This is a genomic window from Pseudomonas delhiensis, from assembly GCF_900187975.1.
Taxonomy (GTDB): domain Bacteria; phylum Pseudomonadota; class Gammaproteobacteria; order Pseudomonadales; family Pseudomonadaceae; genus Pseudomonas; species Pseudomonas delhiensis.
Window position 1 is genome coordinate 95,570 of sequence record NZ_FZPC01000021.1, and the last position, 15,781, is coordinate 111,350.

General features: G+C 68.5%; 13 protein-coding genes, 2 tRNA genes and 1 pseudogene. 6 read left to right on the plus strand and 10 right to left on the minus strand.

All coding sequences use genetic code 11. The features are described 5' to 3' along the window. Positions 1 to 13: 13 nt before the first annotated feature. The gene (locus CHC02_RS19485) at positions 14 to 1,762 is read left to right on the plus strand and encodes a GGDEF domain-containing protein (RefSeq protein ID WP_089393090.1); all 1,749 of its coding nucleotides are present in this window, start codon (positions 14 to 16) and stop codon (positions 1,760 to 1,762) included. A 7-nt stretch (positions 1,763 to 1,769) separates the two neighbouring features. Here CHC02_RS19485 and CHC02_RS19490 read toward each other — a convergent pair. The 7 genes and pseudogenes from CHC02_RS19490 to CHC02_RS19520 all read right to left on the minus strand — a co-directional run bounded on the left by CHC02_RS19490 (position 1,770) and on the right by CHC02_RS19520 (position 4,964). Then, a pseudogene (locus tag CHC02_RS19490) lies at positions 1,770 to 2,185 on the minus strand (sel1 repeat family protein). After that, positions 2,182 to 2,547 carry a hypothetical protein gene (locus CHC02_RS19495; protein ID WP_009620544.1) on the minus strand — a complete coding sequence of 122 codons (366 nt, stop codon included), beginning with the start codon at positions 2,545 to 2,547 and terminating at the stop codon, positions 2,182 to 2,184. The pseudogene CHC02_RS19490 and the gene CHC02_RS19495 overlap by 4 nt, the downstream one beginning before the upstream one ends. Further along, a complete protein-coding gene (locus CHC02_RS19500; RefSeq protein ID WP_089393091.1) occupies positions 2,544 to 2,864 on the minus strand; it encodes a helix-turn-helix domain-containing protein in 321 nt (106 codons plus the stop codon). The genes CHC02_RS19495 and CHC02_RS19500 overlap by 4 nt, the downstream gene beginning before the upstream one ends. A gap of 168 nt (positions 2,865 to 3,032) precedes the next feature. Beyond that, positions 3,033 to 3,458, minus strand: coding sequence for a YkvA family protein (locus tag CHC02_RS19505; RefSeq protein WP_089393092.1), 426 nt, complete (start codon positions 3,456 to 3,458; stop codon positions 3,033 to 3,035). Between the two features lie 368 nt (positions 3,459 to 3,826). Further along, positions 3,827 to 4,564, minus strand: coding sequence for a BamJ family beta-barrel-assembly machinery protein (gene bamJ, locus CHC02_RS19510; protein WP_167364825.1), 738 nt, complete (start codon positions 4,562 to 4,564; stop codon positions 3,827 to 3,829). Between the two features lie 232 nt (positions 4,565 to 4,796). After that, positions 4,797 to 4,873 (minus strand) — tRNA-Asp (locus CHC02_RS19515). A 15-nt stretch (positions 4,874 to 4,888) separates the two neighbouring features. Beyond that, positions 4,889 to 4,964: transfer RNA gene (locus tag CHC02_RS19520), tRNA-Val, on the minus strand. A gap of 176 nt (positions 4,965 to 5,140) precedes the next feature. Between CHC02_RS19520 and rdgC the strand changes: the two genes are divergently transcribed. The 4 genes from rdgC to CHC02_RS19540 all read left to right on the plus strand — a co-directional run bounded on the left by rdgC (position 5,141) and on the right by CHC02_RS19540 (position 8,087). Then, a complete protein-coding gene (gene rdgC / locus CHC02_RS19525; RefSeq protein ID WP_109936610.1) occupies positions 5,141 to 6,061 on the plus strand; it encodes a recombination-associated protein RdgC in 921 nt (306 codons plus the stop codon). A 248-nt stretch (positions 6,062 to 6,309) separates the two neighbouring features. Then, positions 6,310 to 7,248, plus strand: coding sequence for a bile acid:sodium symporter family protein (locus tag CHC02_RS19530; RefSeq protein WP_089393095.1), 939 nt, complete (start codon positions 6,310 to 6,312; stop codon positions 7,246 to 7,248). A gap of 120 nt (positions 7,249 to 7,368) precedes the next feature. After that, positions 7,369 to 7,683 (plus strand): quaternary ammonium compound efflux SMR transporter SugE, encoded by a 315-nt coding sequence (sugE, locus tag CHC02_RS19535; protein WP_089393096.1) that lies wholly within the window; start codon positions 7,369 to 7,371, stop codon positions 7,681 to 7,683. 194 nt (positions 7,684 to 7,877) lie between these two features. Next, complete coding sequence (locus tag CHC02_RS19540; RefSeq protein WP_009620558.1) at positions 7,878 to 8,087, plus strand: cold-shock protein; 210 nt, start codon at positions 7,878 to 7,880, stop codon at positions 8,085 to 8,087. 49 nt (positions 8,088 to 8,136) lie between these two features. Here the strand turns inward: CHC02_RS19540 and CHC02_RS19545 are convergent, their stop codons facing one another. From CHC02_RS19545 to CHC02_RS19555, 3 genes are all read right to left on the minus strand, one after another. Beyond that, on the minus strand, positions 8,137 to 10,011 hold the full coding sequence (locus CHC02_RS19545; protein WP_089393097.1) for an MFS transporter: 1,875 nt from the start codon (positions 10,009 to 10,011) through the stop codon (positions 8,137 to 8,139). A gap of 463 nt (positions 10,012 to 10,474) precedes the next feature. Next, positions 10,475 to 11,335, minus strand: a complete 861-nt coding sequence (locus CHC02_RS19550) for an AraC family transcriptional regulator (RefSeq protein WP_089393098.1) — start codon at positions 11,333 to 11,335, stop codon at positions 10,475 to 10,477. Between the two features lie 9 nt (positions 11,336 to 11,344). Then, positions 11,345 to 11,914, minus strand: coding sequence for a GNAT family N-acetyltransferase (locus CHC02_RS19555; protein WP_089393099.1), 570 nt, complete (start codon positions 11,912 to 11,914; stop codon positions 11,345 to 11,347). Positions 11,915 to 12,165: 251 nt separating this feature from the next. Between CHC02_RS19555 and CHC02_RS19560 the strand changes: the two genes are divergently transcribed. Beyond that, positions 12,166 to 15,645: a hybrid sensor histidine kinase/response regulator gene (locus tag CHC02_RS19560; protein ID WP_089393100.1), complete on the plus strand. Its 3,480-nt coding sequence runs from the start codon at positions 12,166 to 12,168 to the stop codon at positions 15,643 to 15,645. Positions 15,646 to 15,781 lie beyond the last annotated feature (136 nt).

The following is a 15,781-nucleotide window of genomic DNA, read 5'->3' on the forward strand; positions in this document are numbered from 1 at the left end:
ACAGAGAACCGTCATGACCGTCACCGAGCAGTTGAGCGCGCTGGCCCAGATCCTCGCTCACGGCGACCTGCATTGTCTGTTCCAACCCATAGTGTCGCTCTCCGAGCGGCGCCTGGTGGGCTACGAGGCCCTCACCCGCGGCCCCTCCAACAGCCCGCTGCACTCGCCCCTCACCCTGTTCAGCACCGCGCGCCACGCCGGCCGCCTGAGCGAGCTCGACGTGCTCTGCCGGCGCCGCGCCTGCCAGCGCTTCCACGAGCTGGGGCTGGCCGGCAAGCTGTTCCTCAACGTCGCCCCCGAGTCGCTGCTGGACCCCAACCACCAGCCCGGCCGCACCCTGCAGTTGCTGCAGACCCTCGGCATAGCGCCGGGCGACGTGGTCATCGAGCTCACCGAACAGGCGCCCATCGAGGATTTCGGCCTGCTCGACACCGCCCTGCACCACTACCGCGCCATGGGCTTCTGCATCGCCCTGGACGACCTCGGCGCCGGCTATTCCAGCCTGCGCCTGTGGTCGGAGCTGCGCCCGGACTACGTGAAGATCGACCGCCACTTCATCGACGGCATCCACCAGGACGGCGTCAAGCGCGAGTTCGTCGGCTCCATCCTGAAGATGGCCCACGCCTCCCGCGCCCAGGTGATAGCCGAGGGCATCGAACTGCCGGAGGAGCTGGCGGTGCTCTCGGAAATGGGCGTCGACCTGGTCCAGGGCTACCTCATCGGCCGCCCGCAGGAACAGCCGGCGCGCGAGGTGCGCGGCCTGCTGCCGGACCTCGACCGCGCGGAAGCCCTGCACGGCGAGGAACAGGCCGACCTGCGCCCGCTGTTGCTGGAACAGCCGGCGGTGGGCCGCGACACGCCGATCGCCGAGGTGCTCGAAGCCTTCCGCGCCCAGGCCAACCTGAACGCCCTGGCGGTGCTGGACGAGCACCAGCAACCGGTGGGCATCGTCCACCGCCATGCGCTCTCCGATGCCCTGCTCAAGCCCTTCGGCACCGAGCTGTACGCGCGCAAGCCGATCAGCCGGCTGATGAGCGAGGACTTCCTCGCGGTGGAGCGCAGCCAGTCGCTGCAGCAGGTCAGCCGCCTGCTCACCAGCCGCGCGCGGCAGCGCATCGAGGAAGACTTCATCATCACCCAGGGCGGCCGCTACCTCGGCCTGGGCCGGGTGATCGACGTGCTCAAGCTGATCACCGAACTGAAGATCCGCCAGGCCCGCTACGCCAACCCGCTGACCCTGCTGCCGGGCAACGTGCCCATCCAGCAGTGCCTGGCGCGCCTGCTGCAGCAGGACCGCGAGGCGGCGGTGTGCTACGTCGACATCGACAGCTTCAAGCCCTTCAACGACCTCTACGGCTACGCCCGCGGCGACGAGGTGCTGCTGTGCCTGGCGCAATGCCTGAGCGACCGGGTGGACCCCGGCGGCGACTTCGTCGGCCACATCGGCGGCGACGACTTCATGCTGGTGTTCACCTCCGAGGACTGGCGCAACCGCCTCAACCACCTGCTGGAGGATTTCCAGGGCCAGTGCCGGCGCTTCTACAATCAAGAGCACCTGCAGGCCGGCTGCTTCGTCGCCTACAACCGCCGCGGCCAGCGCCAGGAATTCCCGCTGCTGTCGCTATCGATCGGCGTGGTGCACCTGAAGCCCGGCGCCGGCGAGCGCCTGGACGCGGCGCAACTGGCGGGCATCGCCTCGGAGGCCAAGCGCCACGCCAAGGAAGTCCCCGGCTACAGCCGGCACGTCATCACCCTGGAATAGGCGCCGTTCAGAGCCCCAGCTGCGCCGCCAGGGCCTGGTAGCGCGCGGCCTGCTCGGGATCCGCGGCGAGGCCTTCGGCCCCGTCGCGGTAGAGCTCGGCCAGGCGCCGCGCGGCCAGCGGGTGCCCGGCCTCGGCGGCGCGGGCCCAGTGGCGCGCCGCGGCGGCGCCGTCCGGCTGCCGCTGCGCGCTGCCCTGCAGGGCCTGCACACCCAGTTGGTAGGCGGCCTTGGCATCGCCGCCGGCGGCCGCCAGGGATAGAAGCTCTGGGCCGGCACGTCGCCCAGGTTGGCCATGCGCGAGAACTGCCCCTGCATCCACTGCCAGGCGCGCGGCTGGCGGACCAGCCAGGGCCAGCCCATCAGGCGTCGCGCCACGGCGTAGGCCAGGCGGGCGCGCAGGCGCCAGACGAATTCGCGGCTCACGGCTCTTCCGGGTAGTCGAACTCGAACACCCGCACCACCTCGGCGGCGTGCCAGCCCGCCGCCGCGGGGCCATCCGAGGCGCCGGAGAAGCGCCCCAGGCGCTCCACGCACTCGAAGAAGCCGGTGCGCGGCAGGCGGCTGGCGCCCTGGCTGATCACCAGCGAGCTGCGCAGCGGCCGGCCGGCGCGGGCGTCGAGCTGCGCCAGGTGCTCCAGGGCCGCGGTCAGGGTGGTCATGGCCGGCGTGGGCAGTTGCAGGCGCTCGATCAGCGCCCGGTAGGTCAACAGGTGGCGTTGGCGGCGCGCGTCTTCCAGTTCGTCCAGCAAGCCCTGCCAATGCTTGCGGCTGATATGCACGCTCAAGACGCCGACTCCGACTTCGCTGCGCCCAGCGCGCGACGCAGGCCATGCTCGATGGCTTCGCTGGCCTCGCGCTCGCCGCTTTCGATCATCCCCAGGTAGGACGGGCTGATGCCCACCTCGCGGGCCACGCTCTCCAGGGACAGGCCGCGCGCCTCGCGCAGCTCGCGCCAGGAGGCGGCCGGCGCGGCAACCGTGGCGACAGTTGCGGGGGGCTGGGCGGCGCGGGCGCCGGCAGCGGCCAGCAGCGCCTGGTAGTCGGCCCAGGGAAGCACGGCGTACTCCGCTTCGCCGTCTCGCGTGATCACTTGCACATTCATCGACAACACTCCTTGCATGCCGGCATTTCAACGGGCAAAGACGGCAACCCCTGGCCTGCCCGGCATTCCGACCTTTCTCAGTATCGCCCATGAAACGCCGCTCGGCCTCATCGGGCGCATCACCACGCGCGGCATCGCGAAGCCGCGCACGCTTCGCTGGCCAGCGCCTCAGCCGCGGCTCGGCCGCTCCGGCCCCGGCAACAGCGCCAGGGACTGGCGTATCTCGCGGCTCTGCGCGTCGCGCCAGACCTTGAAGGCATCCAGCTCGACCTGCCAGTGGCGCACCACCCAGGCCAGCACCGCCAGGTCGTCCAGCAGGCCCACGCCGGGCAGCCAGTCGGGGATCATGTCCAGCGGCGAGAGGAAATACAGCAGCGCCGCCACCACCGCCAGCAGCGCCCTGGGGTTGAGCTGGCGATACTGCCCGCGCACGGTGGCCAGGGCCAGCTCCTGCAGCAGGCGCAGGTCGGCCTTGACCAGTTTCAGCCGCGCGCTCTTGCGCGCCACGGCGAACAGCAGGGCCGGTACCCGGCCCCGGGCGAGAAAGCGTTCGGCCAGGGCCAGATAACGGTCGAAACCGGCGGGTTTCTTCATCGGGCACCTCGTCCCGGCGATGTCGCCGGGGGTCGTTTGGGTTATCCACCTTTCCTGTGGATAACTCTGTTGAAAGTATCCGGTCTCCACGCCGGAAAGCCCGTCGCCAGCGGCCTACAGACAGATCGGCGATTTTTTGTTCAGCTCAGGAAACCTTATAAAAATCATACAGTTGCGGCTATTCGATATCACCCTTCGCTGTCAAGCACCGGCCGTAACCACGGCTGCGGCATATATGTGCATAAGGGTAACATCCCGCACCAGACTACGCCCTTTCCGACCGACCGGTCAGCCGCAGAGCAGCGCGATCTTCCTGCAGAAACAGGAACGCCCCGCACGGGCGGGGCGTCCTTCTGGTACGAATGTACTCAGTTCTTCGCCGGCGCTTGCGGCTGCTCGCCACCGGCCTGGTTGGCATCCTTGATGCCCAGCAGTTCCAGGTCGAACACCAGCACCGAGTTGGCCGGGATGGTCGGGCTCGGGCTCTGCGAGCCGTAGGCCAGTTCGCTGGGGATGAAGAGCTTGATCTTCTCGCCCACGTGCATCAATTGCAGGGCCTCGACCCAACCCGGGATCACGCCGTTGACCGGCAGGTCGATGGGGCTGCCGCGCTGGATGGAGCTGTCGAACACGGTGCCGTCGGTCAGCTTGCCCTCGTAGTGCACGGTGACCACGTCGGTGGCCTTGGGCTGCGGGCCGTCGGCCTTCTTCACCACTTCGTACTGCAGGCCGGACTTGGTGGTGACCACGCCTTCGCGCTTGCCGTTGTCCTCGAGGAACTTCTTGCCGGCCTTGAGGGTTTCCTCGCTCAGCTTGGCCATGCGCTCCTCGGAACGCTTCTGCAGGTCGGTGAACGCCTGGGTCAGCTCTTCATCGGTGACGCGCTGCGGCTTCTTGCCAATGGCATCCTCGATGCCCTGGGCCACGGCCTTGGAGTCCAGATCGTTCATGCCTTCCTGGGCCAGGCTCTTGCCCATGTTCAGGCCGATGCCGTAGGAAGCCTTCTGCGCCGACGTCTTGAGCTCCACATTGGCAGCCTGCTGATCGCAGCCCGCGAGAACCAGGCCGACCAGTGCGATCGCTGCCGCCAACCGATGTTGTTTCATGCTGATTCCTTGTCTGATTGCCATGCTGGCATTTCGATGAAACCGCGAGCTTATCAGGGCGCCGCGGCCAATGGCTATGGGCAATAGGAACCGCCACCGGGGGATAAGTTCCCACGGCAAACTTATAGAAAAATTAAGAGGATAGGCGTTGCGAACGGCATCGCGCGGGGCGGTTTTCCCGGGGCCGGGAAAGACAAAGCCCCCAGGCATTTCTGCCTGAGGGCTTGGAATATGGCGCAGCGGACGGGACTCGAACCCGCGACCCCCGGCGTGACAGGCCGGTATTCTAACCGACTGAACTACCGCTGCGTCGGACCTCGAGAGTGGTGGGTGGTGACGGGATCGAACCGCCGACCCTCTGCTTGTAAGGCAGATGCTCTCCCAGCTGAGCTAACCACCCTTCGTCTCGAAGTGGGGCGCATTCTACGGAGGCATTCGCACCCTGGCAAGCCCCCGCGTGAAAAATTTTTTCTGCCGTTCCAAAGGCTTAGGAAACGCCGGCGAAACGCCATGGGCTTGGCCTGGACCGCCGCTGTGGGAATAATGCAGACCTTTGTGTCCGGGAGTTTGACCCTCATGTGGTTCCGTAACCTGCTCGTCTACCGCCTCACCCAGGATCTGCAGATCGATGCCGATGCCCTCGAGAAAGCCCTGGCCAGCAAGCCGGCGCGCCCCTGCGCCAGCCAGGAACTGACCACCTACGGCTTCACCGCCCCCTTCGGCAAGGGCCCCGACGCGCCCCTGGCCCATGCCAGCCAGGGCTTCTACCTGATCAGCGCGCGCAAGGAGGAACGCATCCTCCCCGGCAGCGTGGTGCGCGACGCGCTGAAGGACAAGGTGGACGAGATCGAGACCGCGCAGATGCGCAAGGTCTACAAGAAGGAGCGCGACCAGCTCAAGGACGAGATCGTCCAGAGCCTGCTGCCGCGCGCCTTCATCCGCCGTTCCTCGACCTTCGCCGCGATCGCCCCCGAGCTGGGCCTGATCCTGGTCGACAGCGCCAGCGCGAAGAAGGCCGAGGACCTGCTCTCCACCCTGCGCGAGGCCCTCGGCTCGCTGCCGGTGCGCCCGCTCAGCGTCAAGGTCGCGCCCAGCGCCACCCTCACCGACTGGGTCAAGACCCAGGAAGCCGCCGGCGACTTCTTCGTCCTCGACGAGTGCGAGCTGCGCGACACCCACGAGGACGGCGGCGTGGTGCGCTGCAAGCGCCAGGACCTGACCAGCGACGAGATCCAGCTGCACCTGTCCTCCGGCAAGCTGGTCACCCAGCTGGCCCTGGCCTGGTCGGACAAGCTCAGCTTCGTGCTCGACGACAAGCTGGCGATCAAGCGCCTGCGCTTCGAGGAACTGCTGCAGGAACAGGCCGAGAAGGACGGCGGCGACGACGCCCTCGGCCAGCTCGACGCCAGCTTCATCCTGATGATGCTGACCTTCGGCCAGTTCCTGCCGGCGCTGTTCGAGGCGCTGGGCGGCGAGGAAATCCCCCAGGGCATCTAGGAACCCGTCCACGATCTGCTGCGCGTCGGCATGACTGCGTTGAAAACAGGCGAGTGATGCTCATCTAGCGGACTAGACTGCGCTCCCTCGCCCATTTGACTCGCTGCGCTCGCCCTTCGGCTGTTACTCCAGTGGGTCGTCGCGCCTTGTTCTGCTCCAGCTCGCGAGATCGTGAACAGGTTCTACCGAAGGCCGGCGCCCCCAGGCGCCGGCCCCGAACGGAACAATGACGACAAGGACCCCCGCCCATGCGTGCCCTCACCCTGCTCAGTCGCTTCGCCGGCGCCAGCTTCCCCTTCTGGGTGCTGGCCTTCGCCGTGCTCGCCTTCTTCCAGCCCGCCTGGTTCAAGGGCCTGACCGGCGCCATCGTGCCGCTGCTCGGCCTGGTCATGTTCGGCATGGGCCTGACGCTCAAGCCCGAAGACTTCGGTGAGGTGATCCGCCGCCCGGGGCGGGTGCTGATCGGCGTGCTGGCGCAGTTCATCATCATGCCCGGCCTGGCCTGGTTGCTGTGCCGCCTGCTCGGCCTGCCCGACGAGATAGCGGTGGGCGTGATCCTGGTGGGCTGCTGCCCCGGCGGCACGGCGTCCAACGTGATGACCTGGCTCGCGCGCGGCGACGTCGCCCTCTCGGTGGCGATCACCTCGGTGACCACCCTGGTCGCGCCACTGGTGACGCCGGCGCTGGTCTGGCTGCTGGCCTCGGCCTGGCTGCCGGTCTCCTACAGCGCCATGTTCCTGTCGATCCTGCAGGTGGTGCTGGTGCCCATCGCCCTGGGCTTCCTCGCCCAGCGCCTGCTGGGCGAGCGCGTGCGCCTGGCCGTGGACGTCCTGCCGCTGGTCTCGGTGGTAAGCATCGTCGTGATCGTGGCCGCCGTGGTCGCCGCCAGCCAGGCGAAGATCGCCGAGTCCGGCCTGCTGATCATGGCCGTAGTCATGCTGCACAATGGCCTCGGCCTGCTGCTGGGCTACCTCACCGGGCGCTTCTGCGGCCTTCCGCTGGCCCAGCGCAAGGCCCTCTCCATCGAGGTGGGCATGCAGAACTCGGGGCTCGGCGCGGCCCTAGCCAATGCCCACTTCTCGCCGCTGGCGGCGGTGCCCAGCGCGGTGTTCAGCGTCTGGCACAACCTCTCGGGCTCGGTGCTGGCCGCCGTCTTCCGGCGCATGGAGGAGCCACGCGGCGATTGAGGCACGACTTGCCGCCCCGGCGGCACTTGTGCAACATATTGCCCATCGTGAGGACGACCTCACCACCGCCAGGTGCACCGACGGGGACGGCCCTGCCCATCAGTCGTCCCGGAGGTCCCCATGTCCTGGTTCATCCTTTTCCTCGCCGGCCTGTTCGAAGTGGCCTGGGCCGTCGGTCTGAAATACACCGAAGGTTTCACCCGCCCGTGGCCCAGCGTGCTGACCGCGCTGGCCATGGCCGCCAGCATCGGCCTGCTGGGCCTTGCCATGAAACAGCTGCCGCTGGGCACCGCCTACGCCATCTGGACCGGCATCGGCGCGCTGGGCACCGTGACCCTCGGCATCCTGCTGTTCGGCGAATCCGTAGCCCCGCTACGCCTGCTCAGCATCGCGCTGATCCTCTGCGGCCTGGTCGGGTTGAAGCTCAGTCATTGAAATCGGCACGTCCGTCCTGTCGCTTTCCCGGAAAAGTCCCGGTATGCTGCGGCGACTGTGCTTGCCAGGATCGTCACGGCTGATGACCTGAAGGCGGCGACGCCCTTCGTCCGGCCCGGCCCACACCTTGCAACTCAGAACAGGCGGCGGTAACGCCGTGCAGCAGCAATCCACAACGTTCAAGGTGTAATTCCATGTCGAATCGTCAGACCGGCACCGTCAAATGGTTCAACGATGCCAAGGGCTTTGGCTTCATCACCCAGGAAAACGGTGGCGACCTGTTCGTTCACTTCCGTTCCATCCAGGGCAATGGCTTCAAGTCGCTGCAGGAAGGCCAGAAGGTCTCCTTCATCGTTGTAGAAGGCCAGAAAGGCCTGCAGGCGGACGAAGTTCAGGTCATCTGAACCTCGCGCCCCTGTGAAAAAGCCCCGGCAGTGCCGGGGCTTTTTCGTTTCAGCGGGCGTTGCCGCGCAGGTCCGCCACCAGCGCCTGCAGGTGCTCGCGCCGGGCCTGCTGCGGCGGCAGCGGCTGCCCCGCCACCAGGCGCACGCGCGACCAGATGCGCCTGAAGAAGCCCTTGCCCGGGTCGCGGCTGAAGAAGCTGCCCCACAGGCCCTGCAGCGCCATGGGGATCACCGGCACCGGGGTCTGTTCGATGATCCGCTCCACCCCGCCGCGGAACTCGTTCATCTCGCCGTCGGCGGTCAGCTTGCCCTCGGGGAAGATGCACACCACCTCGCCGTCCTCCAGGTACTGCGCCACCCGGCGGAAGGCCTCCTCGTAGATGCGCTCGTCCTCGTGGCGCGCGGCGATGGGCACGGCGCCGGCGGTGCGGAAGATGAAGTTGAGCACCGGCAGGCGGAAGATCTTGTAGTACATCACGAAGCGCACCGGGCGGCGGATGGAGCCGGCGATGAGCAGCGCGTCGACGAAGGACACGTGGTTGCACACCAGCACCACCGGGCCCTCGTCGGGGATGGCCTCGAGGTTCTGGTGGTCGACGCGGTACATGGAGTGGCTGAGCAGCCAGACCAGGAAGCGCATGGTGAACTCGGGCACGATCCTGAAGATGTAGACGTTCACCGCGACGTTCATCAGCGACAGCACCAGGAACAGCTGCGGGATGCTCAGCCTGGCCACCGACAGCAGCAGGATGGACACGATGGCGGCCACCACCATGAACAGCGCGTTGAGGATGTTGTTCGCGGCTATCACCCGGGCCCGCTTGTCCTCCTCGGTGCGCGCCTGGATCAGCGCGTACAGCGGCACTATGTAGAAGCCGCCGAAGATGCCGATGCCGAGGATGTCGCCGAGCACCGCCCAGCTTTGCGGGTGCTCCAGCACCTGCAGCCAGGTGTAGGGCGCGGCGCCGACGGGGAAGCCGCCGCTGTGCCACCACAGCAGGATGCCGAACAGGCTCAGGCCGATGGAGCCGAAGGGCACCAGGCCGATCTCCACCTTCTTGCCCGAGAGCTTCTCGCAGAGCATCGAGCCCAGCGCGATGCCCACCGAGAACACCGTGAGGATCAGCGTCACCACGCTCTCGTCGCCGTGCAGCAGCTCCTTGGCGTAGGTGGGGATCTGCGTCAGGTAGACCGCGCCGAGGAACCAGAACCAGGAATTGCCCACCAGCGAGCGCGACACCGCCGGGCGCTGGCCGAGGCCCAGGCGCAGGATGCTCCAGGACTGCCGGAAGATGTTCCAGTCCAGTTGCAGCTGCGGCAGCGCGGCGGCGGCGCGGGGAATCCCGCGGCTGGCCAGGTAGCCGCAGGCGGCCACCAGCACCACGGCGATGCCCACCGCCGGGGCGTAGGCCTGGCGCGACATGAGCACACCGGCGCCGATGGTGCCGGCGAGGATGGCCAGGAAGGTGCCCATCTCCACCAGGGCGTTGCCGCCGACCAGCTCGTCGTCGCGCAGGTGCTGCGGCAGGATGGAGTACTTCACCGGGCCGAACAGCGCCGAGTGGGTGCCCATGGCGAACAGCGCGAGGAACAGCAGCGGCAGGCTGCCGAGCAGGAAGCCCGCGGCGCCCACCAGCATGATGACCACCTCGGCCAGCTTCAGGGCGCGCATCAGCGCGTCCTTGTTGAACTTCTCGCCGAACTGCCCGCCCAGGGCGGAGAACAGGAAGAACGGCAGGATGAACAGCAGCGCGCAGAGGTTGACCAGCAGGTTGCGGTCACCGCCGATGCTCAGGTGGTAGAGGATCGCCAGGATCAGCGACTGCTTGAAGATGTTGTCGTTGAAGGCGCCGAGCAGCTGGGTGACGAAGAACGGCAGGAAGCGCCGGGTGCCCAGCAGGGCGAATTGCGAGTGTTGGCTCATCGTCCATGTGTACCTGGTCAGGCGACCCCGAAAGCGGGCCGGGAGGACGCCGCGGCGTCCGTCGCAGATTTGACTGCAACTGCGGGGCCTCTGGCCACATCCGCAAGCAAAAATTCCGAATTGCCTCCCGCGTGGCCGGACAGGCCGGGGCGAAATCGCGGACGGAGTGCGTTGCCGGAAAGCAGCGCATTTCTCCCCCGAAGGAGCAACTGCCTTACAGACCGCGCCGATGTGCCCTTCGTAGGAGCGAGCTTGCTCGCGAACAGACTCCGCTGCGGGGCTCATTCGCGAGCAAGCTCGCTCCTACGAGAAGCCGTGCCCACCGGAATGGTAGGAGGATCTTGTCCGCGATAGCCGGAACCCCCGGCGCGATTCGCGGATAAGATCCGCTCCTACGCCGCCCCACCCGCACCATTCCATGTAGGAGCGCGCCCTGCGCGCGAATCGCGGGCAGGGCCCGCTCCTACGGGTTGCCGGGTGGCAGGCCGGAGCGCCCGCACGCCAGGCGGTATTCCCCCGGCGCCACGCCGTAGGCCTGCTTGAACTGGCGGCTGAGGTGGCTCTGGTCGGCATAGCCCAGCTGCGCCGCCACCGAGGCCGGCGCGCAGCCGCCCTTGAGCAGGGCGCGGGCCTGTTCCAGGCGGCGCTGCTTGACCCAGGCATGGGGCGGCAGGCCGGTGGCCTTGCGGAACACCCGGGCGAAATGGAAGGGCGACAGGTTCACCGCCGCCGCCAGCGCTTCCAGCGATGGCGGCTCGACCAGCTGGGCGGCCAGCAGTTCGCGGGCGCGGGCCACCGCCAGCGGTTCCTGGCCGGCCGGGCGCGCCTCGGGCACCCGCGCATGGCGCTGGAACAGCAACAGCAGCGCCTCGCGCCAGCAGGTCTGGCGCTCCAGGCTGCTGGCATTGGACTCCAGCAGGCGGTGCACATGCAGGAAGGCGCGGCTCAGCTCCGCGTCGTGCAGCACGCTGGCATCGAAGGTGGGCAGGCCCCGGCCGCCCAGCTCCAGCTCGTCGAGCACGCTGCCGACCTGCTCGACCTCCGGGTAGAAGCCCCGGTACAGCCAGCCCGCCTCGTGGGCCTTGGAGCCGGTATGGACCTCGTCGGGGTTGATCAGCACCAGGCTGCCGGTCGGCGCCAGGTGCTCGGCGCCGCGGTGGCGGAAGCGCTGGGCGCCCTGCTCGATCAGCACCAGGGCGAAGCCTTCGTGGACGTGAGGGGCGAAGCGCTGTTCGATGAAGCGTGCGTGCAGCAGCTCCAGGCCGCCCAGTTCCTGGGCCCGCCAGAAGCGCGTCTGCTCGCCGTGGGCGCTGTCGAGGGGCATGCCGGGTGCTCAGCCGATGAAGCCGGCTTCCAGGGCCGCCTTCACCTGCGGCCACTCCAGGTCGGTGATGCTGTAGAGGACGGTGTCGTCCAGGCGCCCGCCGGCCAGGCGCCGGTGGTTGCGCAGCACGCCCTCGCGCAGCGCGCCGAGCTTCTCGATGGCGCGCTGCGAGCGCAGGTTGCTGGCGGCGGTCTTGAGCTGCACGCGGACCATCTTCCAGTTGTCGAAGGCCTGGCGCAGCATCAGGTACTTGATGCTGGCGTTCAGCCCGGTGCCGTGCTGCGCCGCGTCCAGCCAGGTGCCGCCGATCTCGCAGGCCGGCAGCGCCGGGAGGAAGTCCATGAAGCGGGTGGTGCCCACCAGCTGGTTGCCCAGGCGCACCACCAGCGGCAAGGCGCGGCCCTCGCGCTGCTCGGCGAGGCTGTTGCGGTACCAGTCCGGGCGCTGCGGCGCGCTCATGAACCTGAGCGCCTCGCGGTTGGCCTCGGCCAGGGCCACCAGCTCGGGCACGTCGGCCTCGACCATGGGTTCCAGGCGCAGCGCACCGCGCTGCAGGGTGATGGGTGACGGTCTGAACATGGCCCCTCCTCGTACCTCGGCGTTCCGCCAGCCCCTATCGGAACCCGGCGCCCGGCAATAGTGCCACAGCGGCGCCAGGGCGCGACGGACGGGCCCGGGGCGAAACGGCCGGCAAAGCTACCAGCGCTTTCCCGCTGCGGCAAGCGGCCTCTGAGACCTTGGTCGCAGGGGTTCTGACAGCATCGGACTTTGGTGCGAAACTGCATCCCAGCAGCTCCTGCGGGGGAGCGCGTCGATTTCTCGGAGTTCACATGTCGTTGTCCAGCGGGCTGATCGCCACGGTCGCCCTTCTCTACATGGCCATCCTGTTCGCCATCGCCTTCTATGGCGACCGCCGCCGCGCGCCCCTGTCGCCGCGCCTGCGCGCCTGGGTCTACAGCCTGTCCCTGGCGGTGTACTGCACCAGCTGGACCTTCTTCGGCGCCGTCGGCCAGGCCGCCGGCCAGCTCTGGTCGTTCCTGCCGATCTACATCGGTCCCGTGCTGCTGATGCTCTTCGCGCCCTGGGTGCTGCAGAAGATGATCATGATCAGCAAGCAGGAGAACATCACCTCCATCGCCGACTTCATCGCCGCGCGCTACGGCAAGTCCCAGGCCCTGGCGGTGGTGGTGGCGCTGATCTGCGTGGTCTGCGTGCTGCCCTACATCGCCCTGCAGCTCAAGGGCATCGTCCTGGGCGTGAACCTCTTGATCGGCGCCGGCGCCGACTCCGGCGGCAGCCGCGCCCAGGACACGGCGCTGATCGTCTCGCTGGTGCTGGCGCTGTTCACCATCGTCTTCGGCACCCGCAGCCTGGACGTCACCGAGCACCACCGCGGCATGGTGCTGGCCATCGCCTTCGAGTCGCTGGTCAAGCTGGCCGCCTTCCTCGCCGTGGGCATCTTCGTCACCTTCGGCCTCTACGACGGCTTCGGCGACCTGCTGGACAAGGCCCGCGACGCCCCGCAGTTGGCCGAGTACTGGCAGGAGACCGTGCACTGGCCGGCCATGCTGCTGCAGACCGGCGTGGCCATGACCGCCATCATGTGCCTGCCGCGGCAGTTCCACGTGCTGGTGGTGGAGAACATCGAGCCGCGCGACCTCAACCTGGCGCGCTGGGTGTTCCCCGCCTACCTGGTGCTGGCCGCGCTCTTCGTGGTGCCCATCGCCCTGGCCGGGCAGATGCAGCTGCCGCCGGGGGTCATCCCCGACTCCTTCGTGATCAGCCTGCCGCTGGCCGAGGCACACCCGGCGCTGGCGCTGCTGGCCTTCATCGGCGGCGCCTCGGCGGCCACCGGCATGGTCATCGTGGCCAGCGTGGCGCTGTCCACCATGGTCTCCAACGACATGCTGCTGCCCTGGCTGCTGCGCCGCCGCGGCGGCAACGACGAACAGCCCTTCGAGGTGTTCCGCCACTGGCTGCTCACCGTGCGCCGGGTCAGCATCGCCCTGATCCTCCTGCTGGCCTACGTCAGCTACCGCCTGCTGGGCTCCACCGCGAGCCTTGCGACCATCGGCCAGATCGCCTTCGCCGCCATCGCCCAGCTGGGCCCGGCGATGATAGGCGCGCTGTACTGGAAGCAGGCCAACCGCCGCGGCGTGTTCGCGGGCCTGGCCGCCGGCTCCGCGCTCTGGGCCTACACCCTGGTGCTGCCGGTGATCGCCCGCAGCCTGGGCTGGCCGCTGGAGCACTTCCCCGGGCTGACCTGGCTGGCCGGCCACCCCTTCGGCGTCAACATCGAGCCGCTGACCCTCGGCGTGCTGCTCTCGCTGATCGGCAACTTCGCCCTGTTCGGCCTGGTCTCGGTGTTCTCCCGCACCCGCGTCTCCGAGCACTGGCAGGCCAGCCGCTTCATCGGCCAGGAAATCTCCCAGCGGCTCAGCTCGCGCTCGATGCTGGCGGTGCAACTGGAAGACCTGCTGATGCTCGCCGCGCGCTTCGTCGGAGAGGAACGCGCGCGGCAGAGCTTCATCCGCTTCGCCTACCGCCAGGGCAAGGGCTTCGTGCCCAGCCAGAACGCCAACGACGAGTGGATCGCCCACACCGAGCGCCTGCTCGCCGGCGTGCTCGGCGCCTCCTCGGCGCGCGCGGTGGTCAAGGCCGCCATCGAGGGCCGCGAGATGCAGGTGGAGGACGTGGTGAAGATCGCCGACGAAGCCTCCGAGGTGCTGCAGTTCAACCGCGCCCTGCTGCAGGGCGCCATCGAGAACATCACCCAGGGCATCAGCGTGGTCGACCAGTCGCTGCGCCTGGTGGCCTGGAACCACCGCTACATCGAGCTGTTCGAGTACCCCGACGGGCTGATCCACGTCGGCCGGCCGATCGCCGACATCATCCGCTACAACGCCGAGCGCGGCCTGTGCGGGCCCGGCGACCCCGACCTGCACGTGGCCAAGCGCCTGTACTGGATGCGCCAGGGCACCCCGCACACCTCCGAGCGGCTGTTCCCCAACGGCCGCGTCATCGAGCTGATCGGCAACCCCATGCCCGGCGGCGGCTTCGTCATGAGCTTCACCGACATCACCGCGTTCCGCGACGCCGAGCACGGCCTCAAGGAAGCCAACGAGAGCCTGGAGCAGCGCGTCGAGGAACGCACCCAGGAGCTCTCGCAGCTGAACCAGGCGCTGACCGAGGCCAAGGGCACCGCCGAGGCCGCCAACCAGTCGAAGACGCGCTTCCTCGCCGCGGTCAGCCACGACCTGATGCAGCCGCTGAACGCCGCGCGGCTGTTCTCCGCGGCGCTGGCGCACCAAGGCGGGATGTCCGGCGAGGCCAGCGACCTGGTGCGCCACCTGGATTCCTCGCTGCGTTCGGCCGAGGACCTGATCACCGACCTGCTGGACATCTCGCGCCTGGAAAGCGGCCGCGTCAGCGCCGAGCGCGCGGCCTTCCCGCTCAGCGCCCTGCTCGACCCGCTGGGCGCCGAGTTCCGCGCCCTGGCCCAGGAACAGGGCATCGACTTCCACCTGCGCGGCAGCAAGCTGCGGGTGGACAGCGACATCAAGCTGCTGCGCCGGGTGCTGCAGAACTTCCTGACCAATGCCTTCCGCTACGCCAAGGGCCGCGTGCTGCTGGGCGTGCGCCGCGAGGACGGGCACCTGCGCCTGGAGGTCTGGGACCGCGGCCCGGGCATCCCGGAGGACAAGCTCAGCGTGATCTTCGAGGAATTCAAGCGCCTGGACAGCCACCAGACCCGCGCCGAGAAAGGCCTGGGCCTGGGCCTGGCGATCGCCGACCGGCTGTGCAAGGTGCTCGGCCACCGCCTGCAGGTGCGCTCCTGGCCGGGCAAGGGCAGCGTGTTCAGCGTCAGCGTGCCGCTGGCGCGGCAGCCGGCGCCGGCCGAGCTCAACGGCCACAAGGCCGAGGTGCCCACCGAGCTGAACGGCGCCCAGGTGCTGTGCGTGGACAACGAGGACAGCATCCTGGTCGGCATGAACAGCCTGCTCAGCCGCTGGGGCTGCCGCGTGCTCACCGCGCGCAGCAAGGCCGAGTGCGAGCAGTTGCTGGACAGCGACGCGCGCCCGGAGCTGGCGCTGATCGACTACCACCTGGACAACGGCGAGACCGGCGCCGAGCTGATGGCCTGGCTGCGCGCCCGCCTGGGCGAGCCGGTGCCGGGCGTGGTGATCAGCGCCGACGCCCGCCCCGAGCTGGTGGCGCAGATCCACGCCGCCGGCCTGGAATTCCTCGCCAAGCCGGTGAAGCCGGCGGCGCTGCGGGCGCTGCTGAGCCGGCACCTGAGCCTGCGCTGACCGGACGTCGTAGGGCGCATAACGCCTACGGCGTTATCCGCCGCTTGGCCTTGCTTGCCGGCGGCTCCGGGGTTGACCTTGGCGTTGGCTGTGACCCCGGTGTATCGGCGGATAACCGCGAACGGTTATCCGCCCT

What these genes read in the sequence shown, in the direction of transcription:
- CHC02_RS19485 (WP_089393090.1), top strand. Translation starts at nt 14, where the DNA reads ATGACCGTCACCGAGCAGTTGAGCGCGCTGGCCCAGATCCTCGCTCAC.
- CHC02_RS19500 (WP_089393091.1), bottom strand. Translation starts at nt 2,864, where the DNA reads ATGAATGTGCAAGTGATCACGCGAGACGGCGAAGCGGAGTACGCCGTG.
- CHC02_RS19505 (WP_089393092.1), bottom strand. Translation starts at nt 3,458, where the DNA reads ATGAAGAAACCCGCCGGTTTCGACCGTTATCTGGCCCTGGCCGAACGC.
- bamJ (WP_167364825.1), bottom strand. Translation starts at nt 4,564, where the DNA reads ATGAAACAACATCGGTTGGCGGCAGCGATCGCACTGGTCGGCCTGGTT.
- rdgC (WP_109936610.1), top strand. Translation starts at nt 5,141, where the DNA reads ATGTGGTTCCGTAACCTGCTCGTCTACCGCCTCACCCAGGATCTGCAG.
- CHC02_RS19530 (WP_089393095.1), top strand. Translation starts at nt 6,310, where the DNA reads ATGCGTGCCCTCACCCTGCTCAGTCGCTTCGCCGGCGCCAGCTTCCCC.
- sugE (WP_089393096.1), top strand. Translation starts at nt 7,369, where the DNA reads ATGTCCTGGTTCATCCTTTTCCTCGCCGGCCTGTTCGAAGTGGCCTGG.
- CHC02_RS19540 (WP_009620558.1), top strand. Translation starts at nt 7,878, where the DNA reads ATGTCGAATCGTCAGACCGGCACCGTCAAATGGTTCAACGATGCCAAG.
- CHC02_RS19545 (WP_089393097.1), bottom strand. Translation starts at nt 10,011, where the DNA reads ATGAGCCAACACTCGCAATTCGCCCTGCTGGGCACCCGGCGCTTCCTG.
- CHC02_RS19550 (WP_089393098.1), bottom strand. Translation starts at nt 11,335, where the DNA reads ATGCCCCTCGACAGCGCCCACGGCGAGCAGACGCGCTTCTGGCGGGCC.
- CHC02_RS19555 (WP_089393099.1), bottom strand. Translation starts at nt 11,914, where the DNA reads ATGTTCAGACCGTCACCCATCACCCTGCAGCGCGGTGCGCTGCGCCTG.
- CHC02_RS19560 (WP_089393100.1), top strand. Translation starts at nt 12,166, where the DNA reads ATGTCGTTGTCCAGCGGGCTGATCGCCACGGTCGCCCTTCTCTACATG.